Origin of the sequence: Flagellimonas crocea (assembly GCF_033441595.1) — a bacterium.
Classification (GTDB): domain Bacteria; phylum Bacteroidota; class Bacteroidia; order Flavobacteriales; family Flavobacteriaceae; genus Flagellimonas; species Flagellimonas crocea.
The window spans coordinates 107,472-125,514 of sequence record NZ_JAUZVX010000001.1; the positions used below are offsets into that span (position 1 = coordinate 107,472).

General features: G+C 41.7%; 16 protein-coding genes. 9 read left to right on the forward strand and 7 right to left on the reverse strand.

Annotated features, from left to right (window positions below):
- Window positions 1–81: 81 nt before the first annotated feature.
- From SD449_RS00415 to SD449_RS00425, 3 genes are all read left to right on the forward strand, one after another.
- Window positions 82–2,637, forward strand: coding sequence for a M1 family metallopeptidase (locus SD449_RS00415; protein WP_318308131.1), 2,556 nt, complete (start codon window positions 82–84; stop codon window positions 2,635–2,637).
- A 142-nt stretch (window positions 2,638–2,779) separates the two neighbouring features.
- Complete coding sequence (locus tag SD449_RS00420) at window positions 2,780–3,463, forward strand: DUF6799 domain-containing protein (protein WP_318308133.1); 684 nt, start codon at window positions 2,780–2,782, stop codon at window positions 3,461–3,463.
- A 74-nt stretch (window positions 3,464–3,537) separates the two neighbouring features.
- Window positions 3,538–4,437, forward strand: coding sequence for a hypothetical protein (locus SD449_RS00425; protein WP_318308134.1), 900 nt, complete (start codon window positions 3,538–3,540; stop codon window positions 4,435–4,437).
- 10 nt (window positions 4,438–4,447) lie between these two features.
- Here SD449_RS00425 and mnmE read toward each other — a convergent pair whose 3' ends face one another.
- Complete coding sequence (gene mnmE / locus SD449_RS00430) at window positions 4,448–5,818, reverse strand: tRNA uridine-5-carboxymethylaminomethyl(34) synthesis GTPase MnmE (protein WP_318308136.1); 1,371 nt, start codon at window positions 5,816–5,818, stop codon at window positions 4,448–4,450.
- A gap of 86 nt (window positions 5,819–5,904) precedes the next feature.
- On the opposite strand from mnmE, the gene SD449_RS00435 reads away from it, so the two are divergent.
- Both SD449_RS00435 and SD449_RS00440 read left to right on the forward strand, forming a co-directional pair.
- On the forward strand, window positions 5,905–6,267 hold the full coding sequence (locus SD449_RS00435) for a DUF4870 domain-containing protein (RefSeq protein ID WP_318308137.1): 363 nt from the start codon (window positions 5,905–5,907) through the stop codon (window positions 6,265–6,267).
- A gap of 241 nt (window positions 6,268–6,508) precedes the next feature.
- The gene (locus SD449_RS00440) at window positions 6,509–7,813 is read left to right on the forward strand and encodes a phenylacetate--CoA ligase family protein (protein ID WP_318308138.1); all 1,305 of its coding nucleotides are present in this window, start codon (window positions 6,509–6,511) and stop codon (window positions 7,811–7,813) included.
- A gap of 42 nt (window positions 7,814–7,855) precedes the next feature.
- Here SD449_RS00440 and SD449_RS00445 read toward each other — a convergent pair whose 3' ends face one another.
- The 6 genes from SD449_RS00445 to SD449_RS00470 all read right to left on the reverse strand — a co-directional run bounded on the left by SD449_RS00445 (window position 7,856) and on the right by SD449_RS00470 (window position 13,840).
- Entirely contained in the window at window positions 7,856–8,917 is a 1,062-nt protein-coding gene (locus tag SD449_RS00445) for a hypothetical protein (protein WP_318308139.1), read from the reverse strand.
- 155 nt (window positions 8,918–9,072) lie between these two features.
- Entirely contained in the window at window positions 9,073–10,191 is a 1,119-nt protein-coding gene (gene dnaN / locus SD449_RS00450; RefSeq protein ID WP_318308140.1) for a DNA polymerase III subunit beta, read from the reverse strand.
- A 120-nt stretch (window positions 10,192–10,311) separates the two neighbouring features.
- Window positions 10,312–11,976, reverse strand: coding sequence for a gliding motility-associated ABC transporter substrate-binding protein GldG (gldG, locus tag SD449_RS00455; protein ID WP_318308141.1), 1,665 nt, complete (start codon window positions 11,974–11,976; stop codon window positions 10,312–10,314).
- Window positions 11,976–12,707: a gliding motility-associated ABC transporter permease subunit GldF gene (gldF, locus tag SD449_RS00460; RefSeq protein WP_318308143.1), complete on the reverse strand. Its 732-nt coding sequence runs from the start codon at window positions 12,705–12,707 to the stop codon at window positions 11,976–11,978. The genes gldG and gldF overlap by 1 nt, the downstream gene beginning before the upstream one ends.
- Entirely contained in the window at window positions 12,707–13,009 is a 303-nt protein-coding gene (locus SD449_RS00465; RefSeq protein WP_207032491.1) for a putative quinol monooxygenase, read from the reverse strand. The genes gldF and SD449_RS00465 overlap by 1 nt, the downstream gene beginning before the upstream one ends.
- Window positions 13,010–13,840, reverse strand: coding sequence for an SAM hydrolase/SAM-dependent halogenase family protein (locus SD449_RS00470; RefSeq protein WP_318308144.1), 831 nt, complete (start codon window positions 13,838–13,840; stop codon window positions 13,010–13,012).
- A gap of 119 nt (window positions 13,841–13,959) precedes the next feature.
- Between SD449_RS00470 and SD449_RS00475 the strand changes: the two genes are divergently transcribed.
- The 4 genes from SD449_RS00475 (at window position 13,960) to SD449_RS00490 (ending at window position 18,020) form a co-directional block, all read left to right on the forward strand.
- Window positions 13,960–14,919 (forward strand): PhoH family protein, encoded by a 960-nt coding sequence (locus SD449_RS00475; RefSeq protein WP_207032489.1) that lies wholly within the window; start codon window positions 13,960–13,962, stop codon window positions 14,917–14,919.
- A 6-nt stretch (window positions 14,920–14,925) separates the two neighbouring features.
- Window positions 14,926–15,879, forward strand: coding sequence for a phosphoribosylaminoimidazolesuccinocarboxamide synthase (locus tag SD449_RS00480; RefSeq protein WP_404828008.1), 954 nt, complete (start codon window positions 14,926–14,928; stop codon window positions 15,877–15,879).
- A gap of 141 nt (window positions 15,880–16,020) precedes the next feature.
- The gene (locus tag SD449_RS00485) at window positions 16,021–16,284 is read left to right on the forward strand and encodes a DUF4212 domain-containing protein (RefSeq protein ID WP_207032487.1); all 264 of its coding nucleotides are present in this window, start codon (window positions 16,021–16,023) and stop codon (window positions 16,282–16,284) included.
- A 20-nt stretch (window positions 16,285–16,304) separates the two neighbouring features.
- Window positions 16,305–18,020, forward strand: a complete 1,716-nt coding sequence (locus tag SD449_RS00490) for a sodium:solute symporter family protein (protein WP_318308147.1) — start codon at window positions 16,305–16,307, stop codon at window positions 18,018–18,020.
- Window positions 18,021–18,043 lie beyond the last annotated feature (23 nt).

The window sequence follows — 18,043 nt, forward strand, 5'->3', positions numbered from 1 at the left end:
TCACTGGAGCACCCGCTATATTTTTATGGATTTGACAGGGTAAATTGGTACCTTTTGACTTTCAAAACCAACCCAAAGCTTATGAAAAATGGCTTAATATGCTCAATGTCCATTTTGATGTTCTTTGCTTCGTGCGGAAAAAATACGAACAACGACTTATTGGAAGAAGGTATACCCCTTAAAATGGCCACCTACAGGAAAAAGCAGGTTTCTGATGTGGTATATGCCCTGTCCTTCGATATTCCTTCCCATAAAGAAGACCCCATACCAGCAAATTTAAAGCTGAATTTACAGATTACGGACCTATCACGACCGCTCTATCTTGATTTTAATGCCGACGCATCCTTGCTTAAAGGCATCAAGGTCAACGGTCAACCACATGAAATTGACCATCAAATGGAACATGCGATCCTCAAGGATAATCTTCAAAAGGGTGCAAATAGCATTGAGATTTCTTTTAATGCCGGTGAATTGTCCTTAAATCGCAACGAAGACTTTTTATACACATTGTTGGTCCCAGATCGGGCCAGTACTTTGTTTCCATGTTTTGACCAACCCAATATCAAAGCAAGTTATATTTTGGAAGTTACGGCTCCGGAAGGGTGGCAGGTATTAGGTGGGGCACCGCTCAAGGAAAGCAAAAAAATGGGTGATAAGGTCCGCTATAGTTTTGACAAAAGTGACCCCATGAGTACCTATCTGTTTTCCATGGTGGCCGGAAAATTTGAATCGGTGACCAAGAACCCAGGCTTGTTTGATATGACGCTCCTATATCGGGAGACAGATTCTACCAAGATAGCATACAGCGTGCCCACTATTTTTGATCTGCATAGCAAGTCCGTAGAATTCCTAAAAGGCTATACCCAATACGAATTTCCTTTCCAAAAGTTGGATTTTGCAGCAATCCCCGGTTTTCAATATGGGGGAATGGAGCATGTGGGGGCCATCCAGTACAGGCAATCATCCGTTTTTTTAGATGAAAGCGCAACAGAACGGCGCCGTATGGGCAGTGCCAAACTGATCGCCCATGAAACATCCCACATGTGGTTTGGTGATTTGGTGACCATGGAATGGTTCAATGATGTATGGATGAAGGAAGTATTTGCCAATTTTATGGCCGATAAGATCATAAACCCTTCCTTTCCGGATATCAACCATAGATTACAATTTATGGTGTCCCACTATCAAGGGGCATATGGCGAAGACAGGACCAAGGGGACCAATCCAATCCGTCAAAGTTTGGATAATCTAAAAAATGCAGGTAGTCTTTATGGTGGAATTATTTATAACAAGGCACCGATAATGATGCGCCAGTTGGAAGCTGCCATGGGAGAGAATGCATTTCGGGATGGAATACGGGAATATATTGCGAACTATGCTTACGGAAATGCCACTTGGAACGACCTGATCACCATTTTGGACGAGCGCACCCCGCAAAACCTTAAAGAGTGGAGCGAAGTGTGGGTAAACCAATCCAGTCGCCCCATATTTCAGGAAGAAATCACCTATAACGAGGGAAAAATCTCAAGTTTTACCATTTCACAGCACGCTGAAGATGGAAGTGATAAAATCTGGCCCCAATCCTTTGAAATGACCTTGGTGTATCCCAATAACCAGCGGATTATTCCGGTAACCGTTTCCGAAAAAGAGACGAATATAGATTTGGCAATAGGATTGCCAAAGCCGCAGGCGATAATATACAATTCGGATGCTTTTGGATATGGAGTTTTCCCATTACAGCCCTCTGATTTGAACATTATTCCGAATTTAAGCGATGAGGTCTCCCGAGGATATGCCTACTTGAATACTTATGAGAATATTGTTGCAGGGAAATTGTCTGCCGAGAAAGGCCTTGAGCTATTTTTGAAAGCACTGCCCCAGGAACAAATTGAACTGGTCAATGGATTGGTTTGTGGTCAAATAGGGAGTGTTTATTGGGGTTATCTTTCCACGGAAGCGAGAGCGGAGCTGCAGCCTGCCATCGAAAAATTGTTGTGGGATGAATTGATCAGTGAAAATCATGCTCCCAATATCAAAAAGAACATTTTTGGTCTGTGGAAGAAAGTGGCCTATGGCGAGAACGCCATGGAGAAGTTGTACCAAATTTGGAACAAAAGCATCAATATTCAGGACCTACGATTAAATCAAGATGACTATACCGATATGGCCATGTTACTTGCCGTGTACGACCATGAACTGGCTGCGGAAATACTGGACACTGCAAAAGCCCAATTGGACAATCCTGATAAAATAAAACGATTCGAGTTCCTATTGCCTACCCTGTCATCCGATGCATCGGTGCGGGATGATTTTTTTGAATCCTTCCAAAATCCAGCTAATCGTGAAAAGGAATCGTGGGTAATCGATGCGTGTGGCTACATCCATCATCCGCTCCGTCAGGCTTCCGCAACTAAACATTTGCCATTGGCCTTGGATTTGCTTGAGGAGATACAAAAGACTGGGGATATTTTCTTTCCCAAAAGATGGCTTTCTGCAACGGTAGGGCAATATCAGTCCAAGCAAGCCTTGAACATTGTTGAAAATTATCTGAAGCAGCACCCAGACCTTGAACCCTCTCTAAAGGGAAAGGTTCTCCAAGCTTCGGATGATCTCTATCGATTTGTAAATCAGCAATAAAGAAAAAAGTAATCGTACTATGTAACCAAAGTTACCGTAGAATGATTATAAAACACTGTTTATCAGTGTTTTGTGATTAAAATCATAGAATTTGAACTAGCCCGCACCTACCTTGGCCCCGTAATTTTTTAATACGAGTACCATGAAAAATTTTTTAATGCTGGTGTTCATAGTTCTGGGAACAGTGACACTTATGGCACAGGACAGGGATAGGGACAGGATCCAAGATCCCGACCAAGACCGGGACCGACTAATGTTGGTCGATGGCGATGTAATTCAAATTCGTGATCGAGACCAAGTTAGACTGCAAGACCCAATTACACTGAATGATGGAACGGTGGTAAACCCCAATGGAACTTATTTTACACGTGACAGGGACAGGCTCAGGCTTAAGGATGGCGAATGTTTGGACAACGACGGAATAAAGTACCGCAATGAGTACCAATATCGCTATAAAACCATGCAATCGGACAAAGGGCTTACCAATGGCCAGATTCAGGAGCGTAATCAAAATAGGTTTCAATTAATGCTGATTGATGGGGAGGTATATCAAATAAGAACTCAATTTCAAAATAGATTACAGGAACGTCTGGAGCTGGCTAACGGAATGACAATTAATCCAGATGGCTCTTATATGGCCCAGAATCGCAGACAAATGAGACTTCAAGATGGGGAATGCTTGAATTTGGCCGGTGAAAAATTCACCAACATGTACAACCACCGAAAAATGATGGTCAACAAGAACATGAAGTCCATGAAGAACATGAAATCAAAAAAAGCTATCAATAAGGCCGCTCTTAAGAGAAAAGGAGGTCAGGTCATGTGATGGAGTTGGAATCGTAATAGGGCTTGGCCAAGAGGTTGTGCCAAGCTCTTTTTCTCATCTAAATATGATTGGCCATGAAACGTTTTCTTTTGCTTCTAGGGCTATTTGTTACAATGTTCCAGACTACGTTTTCCCAAAAGGCGGATAAGGATAAATCGGATAGGGAGGAGTCATACATGTTATTGGACCTCAGCTATACTAACGATGCTGTTTTTATGGGACGGAAGGATTCCATTGCAGCGCCTTACATTTTGCCCTCCATTGGGTATTATGATAAGTCGGGTCTCTTTGCAGATGCGACGGTTTCTTACCTTACAGGCTCGGAAGAATGGCGGGTAGATCTTTTTTATTTTACAGGAGGCTACCTTTTTGATGTTAAGAATTGGAGCGGCGGTATTTCCGGTACCGCATATTTTTATAACAATGCCAGTTATAATGTGCAATCTGAGGTCGTAGCCGATATTACTGGCCTACTCAGTTATGATTTTAAAGGGGCCGAACTTTCTCTTTATGTGAGCTCTTATTTTAACAAGAACAGCTCACCGGACATTTTTATTGGTACAATTCTGGACAGGACTTTTTATTTTATGGACCGACGCTTATTGATTTCCCCTAGAATATCAGCTTTTGCCGGTTCCCAATATTTTTATGAAGAATATTATACCACTAGCCGATTGGGAAACAGAAAAAGTGCAAACAGCGGACAGGGTAGTGGCCAGGGAGGTATTTCGGACCCGGTTTTGCAAGTAAGCTCCGTTCAGATTTCAGAGGCATCTGAATTCAATATTCTAAATGCAGAGCTCAGTATTCCGGTCCAGTATCAGTTTGACCAATTTATAGTATCCTTTACGCCCACATGGGCATTTCCACAAACAAGTGCGACCCTTACAACGGATACGGATGTTTTTGAAGAGAATTTGAAAAATGTTTTCTATTGGTCCCTTGGACTTAGTTATTGGTTCGAACTTAAATAATAACCCCCTGTTATTTGCCGATACAGAAATTGGAAAAAATGTTGCCCAAAAGGTCATCCGTGGTAACGCTTCCCGTAATTTCCCCTAAATGATAGAGTGCCTGTCGAATATCGATGGCCATCAAATCACTGGAAAGCTCCATGTCCAAACCTTCTTTTACTTTTTGGATTTCTTCCAAAGCTTTCAATAGCGCATCGTAGTGTCGACTATTTGTAATGATGGTGGTGTCGCCGCTCAATGCTCCTGAATCCACCAAAGAAAGAAGCGTGCTTTCAAGTTCGGGAATCCCCTCTTTGAATTTTGCCGAAAGGAATAGCACATTGGGTATTTCAGATGTTATTTTTTCTTTTTGCTCAGGGCTCAGCAAATCCATTTTGTTACAAATGGGCAACAACTGCTTGTTAGGGTACTTTTTTTGAATGAGCTCTAGTTCAGCTTTGTCGAATTCCATCCCATCAAATAGGTAAATAATGAGACGGGCTTTTTCTATCTTGTCGAAGGTGCGTTCAATCCCAATTTTTTCAACAACGTCCACGGTTTCGCGGATTCCTGCGGTATCGATAAACCTAAAATTGATGCCTTTGATGCTGATATGGTCTTCGACTGTATCTCGAGTGGTACCTGCAATCTCGCTAACAATGGCACGTTCTTCGTTGAGCAGCACATTAAGCAAGGTCGATTTTCCTACGTTAGGCTGTCCCACAATGGCCACGGGTATTCCGTTTTTGATGACGTTGCCAAGGGCAAAGGAATCAATCAATTTTTTAAGCACCGTACTTATGCGATTCAATAATTCGTTGAACTGGGTTCTATCGGCAAACTCCACATCTTCTTGGGAGAAGTCAAGTTCCAGTTCAATCAATGATGCAAAATTCAACAACTCTTGTCGCAATTCCTGAATTTCGTTGCTGAATCCGCCACGCATTTGCTGCATGGCAATATCGTGGGCAGCTTCACTGTCGCTGGCAATAAGGTCGGCCACAGCTTCGGCCTGGCTTAAATCCATCTTACCGTTCAGGAACGCCCTTAAGGTAAACTCCCCGGCCGAGGCGGAACGACATCCATTTCTCAGCAATAGCTGAATGATCTGTTGCTGAATAAAGGGGGATCCGTGGCAGGAAATCTCGACAACATTTTCGCCTGTATAGGAATGTGGCCCTTTAAAAATGGAGACCAAGGCCTCATCCAATATTTTATCACCATCAACAATATTTCCTAAATGAATGGTATGACTTTTTTGCTCGGCCAACTTTTTTCCCTTTATGGAATTAAAAAGTTTGTCCACTAGGATAATTGCTTCCGGCCCAGAAACCCGAATTACTGCAATGGCCCCGGTTCCCGAGGGAGTGGCCAAGGCTACGATGTTATCTGTATGCGACATGGGCACAAAAGTACGAATTCATAGCTGTCTGTAACATTTTTACGTTTTTGACTACTAATATTGTGAATCATCAAAATCAATCAAAAATGGAAGTTATTAATCAAAAAGCAGCTAGAACGGACAACACATTGTTGGCTGTTACCCACCTTACACAACTTTTATCGTATGTGACGGGTTTTGGAAGCCTTATTGTTCCCTTGATTATTTGGTTGTCATCAAAAGATAAGGTCGAGGGCATGAACGAACATGGGAAGGCCATTATCAATTTTCAGATTAGCCTTATACTTTATATCATTATAAGTATTCCAGCTATTTTACTTTTGGGCTTGGGAATTTTAGGGTTGATCGCTACCGGTATTCTAGGTTTTATCCTGCCTATCGTTAATGCAGTGAAGGCGTCGAATGGTGAGTCACCTTCATATTTTATGACGATTAGGTTTATAAGCTAGGTTTTTATCCAATCCATTTTTCCCACAATCTTGTGCAATTCTATATATTAAATCTTTAATATTGAATTGGTTATCCAGTTTTGATACTTTTATAAAGGTGATTTTTCAAGGTTTTATTTAAATTGGAAAAATCTTTACATATAAAATCATCTTTTTTTTCGTTATTATCACAACAATAACAGTTTGGTATTAATTATTTAATTGTTTGACCATATTTATCAGGTTAAATGAAAACACATTTATGGCATTGCTCAATGCTTTAAGAAGACAATTATTTTGGTACTTGGATGGTATCAAAGGGGCCAAAATCAAAAAACATTACTCCGAAATAAAGGACATACTAAAAGATCCTTTGAGTGATGGTTCCGTTAAAAACATGGAGCGGGACTTAAGCAATATATTGGAGCATGCCATTGCGACCACACCTTTTTACCAGAATTTTAGAGGATACGAATCACTCCAGGATTTTCCAATTATTGATAAATCATTGGTGTTAGAGCGTTACGATGATTTCAAATCCAATCTATTCAAAGAATCGGAACTAGTGCAAGTATTCAGTAGTGGATCTACCGGAATCCCTTTTCGAATTTTTCAGGATAAAGAAAAAAGAAACCGGAATACTGCCGATGTTATTGTTTTTTTGGAATTGGCCGGTGGTGTTTTTGGCGATAGACTTTTTTTTCTGAAACTCTGGGATGACAAAAATAGAAAGGGAGAGCTGACTTCATGGATTCAAAACATATATGCGCATAACGTTATGGATTCTTCCGATTCGGATATGGAAAAGTTGTTGTACAAATTAGAAAAATGCAGGTTTTCTAAGAATATAATGGGATATCCATCTTTTTTCGAGGAGTTATGCTGTTATCTCAATTCGTCCGAAAATAAGCCGGAAATAAAAGGTGTGAACACGATTATTTCCTTTGCTGAAAGTCTCAAGGAAAATGAGCGGAAGCAGATGGAAGAATTTTTTGGTGCTCCCGTTTACGAGCGCTACTCCAACCAAGAGAACGGAATATTTGCCCAAAAAACAAAACTTGATCCCAATCGTTTTGTATTGAATGTTGCAAGTTATCGTTTTGAAGTACTGAAAATAGGCTCCGACGAGCATGTGGGTCCAGGGGAAGTTGGTCGACTGGTAGTGACCGACCTGTTCAATTTTGCCATGCCATTGATAAGATATGATACAGGGGATATGGTGCTTTATGAGCAAACTGAATTGGGCCGACCTTTTTTTTCCTCGATTTTTGGTAGGCGAATGGATACTATTTATGATACTGCTGGGAAAATAGTTTCCCCGCATATTTTTTACCGCGTTTTGGATTATGGACAAATGGAGCAATTTCAATTTGTTCAAACCGAGGAGAAATCATACAAGTTTAGAATAAATGGAGCCCCAAAAAACCTTCAAGAAAACAAGATTATAGAATTTTTTAGAACATATTTAGGTGAGGATGCACAAATCAATTTTGAGTATGTGAAAGAGATTCCCTTGCTTTCTTCTGGTAAACGAAAAAAGATTGCCAGTGAATATAAAAAAAGCTAGAGTTTTTGCTCTAGCTTTTTCTTTTTTGGAAGGTACTTTCAATTAGTCCTTGCAAACTACCGCATGGGCTATAACATAAATCTCCCCATCCAGACCTTCTTCAATATAATATTGTCCAGGTGCCACTGTTGCTTCACCATCGATCATTGGGAACATAGTGCTACCGGCGTAGGTGTGGGTTTCCGATACTTCATAAGCGTCGTCGATATTATAGGTAACACTGACTTCGCCATCAACATAGCTTACATCTACTGTTCCAACAAGTTCTCCTTTGCTGATATCACATTGGCCAGCACCTGCATAAATTTCGTAGGATTCCTCACTTCCATTGGCCAACGGACCAATGCTCCAGCCCCAACGGCTGAATCCTTCACCAATAAAGCAGGTATTGCCATCGTTTCCTCTTGCAAAAGCGGTCTCACAGGATGGCTCTGGTTCGCAACCAACAGGAATTGTGACGATTATACTTTGTGTTCTTCCAGTAGGAAGAAGAACAATGGCCATCACCTGTCCTGAGCTTGGTTCAAATCCTTCTCCGTTGGCCAGTGCGGCATCAACAATTTCTTGACCCTTTTCTCGGCTCCAATCGCTGCCCAAAAAACTACAGGCTATGCAGTTTTGGTCATCAAGTAGTTCCCAAATAGCCCATTGTACATCACCAAATGTATATCCTAGACTTGTGAAGTTCTGGTTAACTATCCAGTTGATCAAATCAAAATTCTGCGGATTTTCAAATGCTCCAACGGGCAATTCCGAATAACTTGAATAAACATTGTAATCAAAGCATTCATTTGGACCTAAGGATAGATCTACATCCACACACCAAGCAGCATATTCCCCGGCAAGTTCTGTGTCATTTATGGTCAAATCAAAATATGCCCCGTAGGCTGTACCTTCTCCTTTGGCCGTAGTACATGCGCTGATCATGGAAGGTAATTCAGGAAATAGGTCAACAACGCATTCTCCGGTATCATTCTTCTCCTTTTGTTCTTTAATTTTACCCTTTCCCGCAATACCTTCAATATTTTCACCTGCTGGTTCAACTTCACAGGCAAAAAAGGTAAATGCGAAAATCGCAATAAAAGCTAGTGTTAATTTTTTCATGTTCAATAGTTTAAGGTTTACATCTTTAATTTGTTAAAATTATACAAATTTGACAGCCTTATCTGCTTTGAACGGTGAACGCTTTGTTTATTCGATTAATGGCCAAAAAGGAGCTTTACAGTATGATTTTCAAGTGATTAAGTGTAGGAATTTACTTAATTGTTCAACATTACGGGCATCACCAACATGGTCACATGCTCGCCTTCATCCAAGCCATCGATTGGGGTAAGGATGCCTGCTCTGTTCGGTAAGCTCATTTCCAAGGAGACTTCATCCGAAGACAAATTGTTCAACATTTCCAGAAGGAATCTAGAGTTGAATCCAATCTGCATATCGTCCCCTTGATAGGAACAGGACAATCTTTCTTCCGCTTTGTTGCTGTAATCCACATCTTCTGCAGAAATATTGAGTTCAGCTCCTGCAATCTTCAAACGGATTTGATGCGTGGTCTTGTTGGAGAAAATGGAAACCCTTCTCACCGAGCTAAGGAATTGATTTCTTGCAATTGTCAATTTGTTCGGGTTTTCCTTTGGAATCACCGCTTCGTAGTTCGGATATTTTCCATCTATCAAACGGCAAACTAGTTCTGTATTGTCAAAATAGAACTTGGCATTACTATCGTTGTATTCGATGGTCACTTCGGATTCGGAACCTGCCAAAATACCTTTCAATAACGTCAAAGGCTTTTTCGGCATGATGAATTCCGCTACTTGGGAAGCCGTTACATCTTGTCGTTGGTATTTCACCAATTTGTGGGCATCGGTGGCCACAAAGGTCAAATTCTCTGGAGAAAACTGGAAGAACACACCGCTCATTACGGGGCGAAGGTCGTCATTTCCTGCAGCGAATATGGTCTTGTTGATAGCCGTTGCCAAAATATCTCCCAATAGGGTAGTGGAGCTCGGGTTGGAGACTTCCACCGCTTTCGGGAATTCCGCTCCATCTGCATAGGCCAAGGCATATTTACCGTGGTTGGAACTGATTTCTACCGTGTTGTTGTCCTCAACAACAAAGGTCAACGGTTGTTCAGGGAATGTTTTTAGGGTATCCAAAAGCAAACGAGCAGGAACTGCTATGGTTCCTTCGGAATCGGAATCCACTTCCAAAACCGTACTCATGGTAGTTTCCAAATCGGATGCGGAAACCGCTAACTTACTTTCTTTAAGATCGAACAAAAAATTGTCAAGAATGGGCAAGGTGTTGCTATTGTTGATAACTCCTCCCAAAACCTGAAGCTGTTTCAATAAATATGTACTGGATACGATAAATTTCATCAACGAAATACTTTAGTATAGTTGCTTTTTGTGCAATTAATTCGCGTTTTACGGCCTGTAAAATCAATAAAAACAAATATATCCCAAATGGATTTAGCAGAGAAACAAATTTATCAACACTTAAGCGGTAAACTTGCGTTTTCTGTAATAGCCAAAGAAGAGTCCGAACAGCAGGGTCAAAACTACTGGCAGTCCAATGTTTACAAGCTGCCACTTGGTTTTTTGTGCTGCTATTTTTTTCACATCCAATAACGGAATGGCTACTTTCTTGTTACGAATGTTAATAAGCCCGTTATTGTCCAATAGGTAATTTGTGCTGTTCACCAAAAATTCTTTGTTCCCATAGCGGTTGTTGGTCCATTTATCGTACCCCAATTCCAGCGGTCTGCCGTTGCGCAATTGGTTTTTGATGACGTCCCCATCCGAGATTACGATCATTTTGTTTTCAGGTCCCTCCTCCAAGGTATTTTGAAGCTTTAACGGTTTAACCCTGTTCTTGTACATTGAGATAAAATTGCCCTCAATCAACACGGCCAATGGAAGATTGCCATTGTTGTAAGTTTCCTGATCAGGTTGTTGGTTGATGATGTCCAAACTTACGACTCTCGGAATTCCGTCCGTTTTAGAAAGCGGTGAACTCTGTAATAAGACGGTCTTCTCATAATCGTTTTCCAACACGTCCATGGGACTGGTAAACTGTAATCGTACCGCCTCAATATTGGTGTTGATGGGGTGGTTGTTCTGGGAAAAAACCATTGGGTAATAAAACCAAGGCAGCGGATTGTACTGTGAATCGTTCCCTTCACCCGAGGCCAGTACTATTTGGGTAAAATATAGGTCATTGACCAAAACAGGATTGATGCGGACCCCATATTTGAAGAACAAATCTTTCAGGTTCAAATCTCGGGGAACGGCAATCGCCTCTCCGCCACCTGCATAAATGCTGTCCATTTCCATGTTGACCTGGTCTATCATCCAAATGGACTTGCCTCCTTGAACCATATATTGGTCCATCACATACTTTTCTTGATCGGTAAATGCTTCGGTAGGTTTGGCGATAAGCGCGAGGTCAAAGTTTTTTAGCTGATTTAATACATTTTGCGGATTGCTGGCCACTGAATCCAAGGTTATGGCGCCAATGTTGTAGTAGTCGCGAATGGTAGTGAGGTAATCTGCGATATAAATATCATCCAGTTCGCCATTTCCTTTGATAACGGCAATGCTCTTTTTTTCTTCAATGCTCAATTTGGTGAAGGCATCTGCAAAGGCGTATTCCAATTGCTGTACCGAATTATTGATGCGATCTTCTGCTGAAGAACCCAATTTATTCTTGAGCAGCGGAACTTTTACCGTCTGGTCGTTGTAATTGACCATGGCCCATGGAAATACCAGCTCATTGGATACCTTTCCGTTTTCCTCTACGGTAACATTAGCGGGCTGCAGACCCAAGCTCTGCAATTGGGCAACGGTTTCCTGCGGATTTTCGCTATCCTCCAAAGGGTCCACCAAATTGTATTTGATGTTGCTATTTTTAGACCCGAAGGATTCCAACAGTTGTATGGTCTCCGTTTTCAGTTTGGCAAACTCTGCTGGAATGTTTCCGTCCAACAATACGTCCACAATTACAGGTGTCTCAAATTTTTGTGCTACCGCTACGGCAGGTTCCGAAAGTGTATATCTTTTATCTTCCGTAAGGTCGAAACGAGTGTACACAAAACTGGCCAATAGGTTGATGACCACAACCAATACAATTACTTTTACTATGGATACAAAAAACCTTCCCATTATTGCGGTAATTGTTTTAAACGTTGAAAAGTGAGGTAGAGAAAAAATAGGGTCAATGAGATAAAGTAGACCAAATCCCTAGTGTCTATGACGCCTCTGGCAATGCTATCAAAATGTGCCTTTGCTCCGAGTGATTGTATGGTTTGTTGTGTTTCTCCGTCGGAAAACAGCGAAGATGCAGCATCAAACCCGTTAAAAATCAGAAAACAGACCAAAATGCCCACTAAAAATGCAATGATTTGATTATCGGAAAGGGTAGAGGCAAATATTCCAATGGACGTATAACAGGCCATTAAAAACAATAATCCAAAGTAAGAGCCCAATACCACACCGAGGTCGTAATTGCCTTCCACCATGCCCAATCCTGAGATGGCAAAAACATATACGATTGTTGGAATTATTGCGATAACGCACAAAAGGAATGCGCCCCAAAATTTACCGAGGACCAACTTCCAAACGGAGATAGGTTTGATCAGCAACAATTCGAGCGTTCCCATTTTTCGTTCTTCGGAAAAGCTTTTCATGGTGATGGCGGGTACCAAAAAGATGAAAATCCAAGGAGCCAGTAAAAAGAAATTGCTCAAATCGGCAAAGCCATAATCGAAAATGTTGTATTCTCCTTTGAATACCCAAAGAAAAAGCCCGTTGAGCAGTAAAAACGACCCCACAATTAAATAACCGATGGGCGATGTAAAAAAGGACCGTACCTCTCTCTTAAAAATTGCGAACATTAAGATGGGTTTGTTGATTGAACTTTATGAACACTCCAAGCTTCGGGCTTGTCGGAAAACAATTTTTTGGTATTGCCCCAAACCTCTTTGAAAAAATCGGAATTCCTGTATTGGTTCAGGTGCGATTCCGTGTCCCAAAAACTATAGGTGAAAAAGATGTTGGAATTAGCGATGTCCTGATACAATTCTACCATGTTGCAGCCTTCAAAAGCCAAAATGCCATTTTTACTTTCTTCAAATATTCGCTCAAAACTAGCAATATTTTCGGGTTTAAAAGTCAGTTTTACGATGCGTATCAACATTTACAGGAAATTTATGGTTACCGTGTCCCTATAATTGAGTCCAAGAAGGGAAGAGGCTCCTCCAACGGAGTTTAGGTCACTTTTATATATGGCTAGCTCAATATAACCCGCGGAATTGAACAAGGCCAAGGCGTCCCCAGGACCTTTGCGTTGGTTGCGTTCCAAATTATAGTTGATGATGCCGTTATAGCTCAGGTGTACCTGCCTGATTTTTGTGGTCCTTGCAATAATTTCAAAATCACGTCCGCTACGATAGGCCTCGAACAGGCTTTTTTGAATATTCGTGACTACGTTGCCGTAATTGTCTATGTAGATCACGTTGCCCGAAATGGTTTTGCCTTCGTTGGTAATCCTTGGTTCAAAATCACGTAGTTCCTTTAAACTTTGCAAGGGCTTGCCTATAACTTCCAATTTGCCGCCACGCGCAATGTGGCAGGCTACCTGAACAAAAATATGGAGCACGGGAAAAGCGCCAGCTTCCGCATTGGGCAGATTGATTTCCACTACTTTTTCCGGCTGGACCTCAGAAGTTATCAAGGAAATCACACCACTATTGGCGCTTACAAAATAGTGCCCGTCGACCTGAACTACGATGTGTTCGTTCTCTGGTGAAATTTCCGAATCCACTCCAACAATATGAACCGTTCCCTTAGGGAACGAACGATAGGCATTCCTAAGGATATAGGCACATTCCTGAATGTTGAAAGGACTAATGGCGTGCGAAATATCAACAATGCTAATATCAGGGAGGTTGCTCAGTATTGCCCCTTTAACAGCACCCACAAAGTGGTCCTTGTATCCAAAATCGGTAGTTAGGGTTATGATTGGCATACAATACTGTTGATATGTTTTTCCGCGTTCAAATTGATTTTTAGTTAAGTTTGTTTGTAAAATTAGTCAAAAAAGAAAGAATTAAATTCTTCAAAAACAACTGTAACACCTCACAATTTTTGAACGAACTAATAATTGAACTTACGGATATTAGCCCCCAGGAATTTTTTGGACAACAAAATTCAAATATCGAGTTGCTTAAAAAGTATTTTCCAAAGCTAAAAATTGTAGCTCGGGGCAACAAAATCAAGGTATTTGGTGATGAAGAACTATTGGAAGAGTTCGACAAGCGCTTTGACGAGCTTACCAGCCAATTTGCTAAGTACAACAAACTTGATGAAAATATGATCGAGCGAGTGCTCACCAGTAGCAGTAAGGAGGAGTATACATCTTCCAAAAGCAGTGGTGATGTTTTGGTACATGGGGTAAGTGGCAGGCTGATAAAGGCACAGACCGCCAATCAAAGACGATTGGTGGATGCCTGTAAAAAGGACGATATGGTCTTTGCCATTGGTCCTGCGGGTACCGGTAAAACCTATACAGGTGTTGCCTTGGCCGTAAAAGCTTTGAAAGAAAAACAAGTGAGGCGTATTATTCTTACACGTCCTGCTGTGGAGGCAGGGGAGAACCTAGGTTTTCTTCCCGGCGACCTTAAAGAGAAGCTAGATCCGTATATGCAGCCTTTGTATGATGCACTTCGTGATATGATTCCGTCTGAAAAATTGGAAAAGTATATCGAGGACGGTACCATTCAGATTGCACCAATGGCCTTTATGCGCGGTCGTACTTTGGATAACGCCTTTGTAATCTTGGACGAGGCGCAGAATACCACCCACGCCCAAATGAAAATGTTCCTCACACGTATGGGTAAAAATGCCAAGTTCCTTTTAACGGGAGACCCTGGCCAAATCGATTTGCCGAGACGTGTGATATCCGGTCTAAAGGAAGCTCTGCTGATTTTGAAAGATGTTGAGGGAATCAGTATCATTTATCTGGATGATAAGGATGTGATACGACACAAATTGGTGAAAAAGGTGATTGATGCCTATAAAAATATAGAGCACCAAAATCAATATTAAAAAATTATGGGGATGAATACGCTGATGTCCACGGATTTTAACTTTCCTGGGCAAAAATCTATTTACAAAGGTAAAGTAAGGGAAGTTTATACGTTGGACAATGATATTTTGGTGATGGTGGCCACAGACCGCCTATCTGCATTTGATGTGGTGATGCCCAAGGGAATCCCGTACAAAGGTCAGATTCTAAATCAAATAGCCACCAAAATGATGAAGGATACCGAGGACATTGTTCCCAATTGGCTCATGGCCACTCCCGATCCCAATGTAGCTATCGGAAAAGCTTGTGAACCTTTTAAAGTGGAAATGGTAATTAGGGGCTACATGTCCGGCCACGCCGCTCGTGAGTACAAAGCTGGTAAAAGATTGCTTTGTGGGGTACCAATGCCCGAAGGGATGAAAGAGAACGATAAGTTTCCGGAACCCATCATCACGCCGGCTACCAAAGCGGAAAAGGGAGACCACGACGAGGATATTTCCAAAGAAGATATTTTAAAACGAGGTATTGTATCCAAAGAAGATTATGAAGTCTTAGAAAAATATACCCGTGCTCTTTTTCAAAGAGGAACCGAAATCGCGGCCAAAAGAGGGCTTATTCTGGTGGACACCAAATACGAATTCGGTAAGACCAAAGATGGTGAAATTGTGTTGATTGATGAGATACACACTCCGGATTCATCTCGTTATTTTTATGCCGAGGGTTACCAAGAGCGTCAAGATAAAGGAGAAGCTCAAAAACAATTGTCCAAAGAATTTGTTAGACAATGGTTGATTTCCAATGGATTCCAAGGACTGGAGGGGCAATCGGTTCCCGAAATGTCGGATGAATATATTGAATCGGTTTCCAATCGGTATATCGAACTATATGAAAATATTACGGGAGAGAAATTCGTGAAAAGTGATATTTCCAATCTCCAAAAGCGTATAGAAAATAATGTTATTACGTATTTGTCACAATAACTGATTCAACCTTGTTATGTACCCAAGAAATGAAAGGGAATTCTGTGAATTCCCTTTTTTTATTGCTTGAATGCAGACAAATCTTAAAACTAATTTGATATATTGACATGGTACAATGGAAATAACTAAACAAACCAACCTATGTCAGAAAAACAAAAAAAAGCCACGGCCTATTGGAAGGAGAACCTAAGATATTTGGTCATATTATTGGTCATTTGGTTCTTGGTCTCCTATGGGGCGGGAATTCTTTTCAAGGATGCTTTGAACAATATTAAATTGGGCGGATTCAAACTAGGATTCTGGTTTGCCCAACAAGGTTCCATATATGTATTTGTCATTCTCATATTTGTCTATGTCCGGCTTATGAACAAGTTGGACAAAAAATATGGTTACAACGAAGAATAATCAACACAAAAACCTAAAAAATGAGTGATGTACAAATTTGGACCTATGTGTTGGTCGCACTATCCTTTGGTCTGTATATAGGAATTGCAATTTGGTCTCGGGCCGGTTCCACAAAAGAATTCTACGTGGCCGGTGGAGGAGTGTCCCCTTTGGCCAACGGAATGGCAACCGCAGCCGATTGGATGTCGGCGGCCTCCTTTATCTCCATGGCAGGAATCATATCCTTTGCAGGGTATGACGGAGCCGTGTATTTAATGGGGTGGACTGGTGGCTACGTGCTTTTGGCCCTTTTATTGGCACCATACCTAAGAAAGTTCGGAAAGTTTACCGTGCCCGATTTTATCGGGGAACGTTACTATTCCAAAACGGCACGTGTTGTTGCTGTTATCTGTGCGCTTATTGTTTCTTTTACCTATGTTGCGGGGCAAATGCGAGGAGTTGGAATCGTATTTTCTAGATACCTAGAGGTAGATATAAACACAGGCGTTGTTATCGGAATGGTCATTGTATTGTTCTATGCCGTTCTTGGAGGAATGAAGGGAATTACCTATACGCAGGTAGCGCAATATTGTGTTTTGATATTTGCTTTTATGGTGCCCGCTATTTTTATTTCCATCCAAATGACGGGCAATCCAATCCCACAACTTGGCTTTGGCAGTACCTTGTCCGATGGTTCCGGTACTTATCTTTTGGATAAGTTGGACGGTCTTTCTACCGAACTTGGCTTTGCGGAATATACCGATGGCTCCAAAAGTATGATCGATGTTTTCGCCATTACCCTCGCCTTGATGGTGGGTACTGCCGGGTTGCCCCACGTAATTGTTAGATTTTTTACCGTTAAACGCGTGCGTGACGCTAGAAAGTCGGCAGGACTGGCCTTATTGTTTATCGCAATTCTCTATACCACGGCACCAGCAGTGGCCGTTTTTGCCAGAACCAACCTCATAGAAACGGTTAGCGGGAAAGAGTACGATCAAATGCCAGAATGGTTCAGTAGATGGGAAAAAACAGGGTTGATAGCGCACGAGGATAAAAACGGTGACGGAAAAATACAGTACGTGGCATCTCCAGAGGTAAACGAACTTACGGTAGATCGCGATATTATGGTATTGGCCAACCCAGAAATCGCCAATCTTCCTGCTTGGGTGATTGGTTTAATAGCTGCTGGCGGGCTTGCAGCTGCTTTGTCAACGGCAGCAGGATTGCTGTTGGTTATTTCTTCTTCCGTATCCCACGATTTGATAAAAAATGTCCTTAAACCCGATCTTTCCGAAAAAGCGGAATTATGGACGGCTCGTCTTTCTGCTGCTGTCGCTGTAGTAGTGGCAGGATATTTCGGAATCAATCCGCCCGGCTTTGTGGCTGCTGTGGTCGCCCTTGCGTTCGGTCTTGCGGCCGCATCGTTTTTCCCTGCCATTATCCTAGGTATTTTCTATAAAAAGATGAACCGTGAAGGAGCCATTTCTGGAATGATAGTAGGGCTTTGCCTCATGCTTTTCTATATGTTGAAATTTAAGTTTGGCATTTTTGATGGAGGAAAGGACGTGGTTGCCGGACTTCAGGAAAGCTGGTGGTTCGGGGTATCTCCCGAAGGGTTCGGAACCATAGCCATGCTTGTTAATTTTATAGTTGCCATCGCGGTGAACAAATTCACCCCGCAACCACCGGAAGAAGTACAGGAAATCGTTGAAAATATTCGTATTCCCAACGGAGCGGGAAAGGCAAGTGAACATTGAAATAACTGTGATATTGGCCTGTT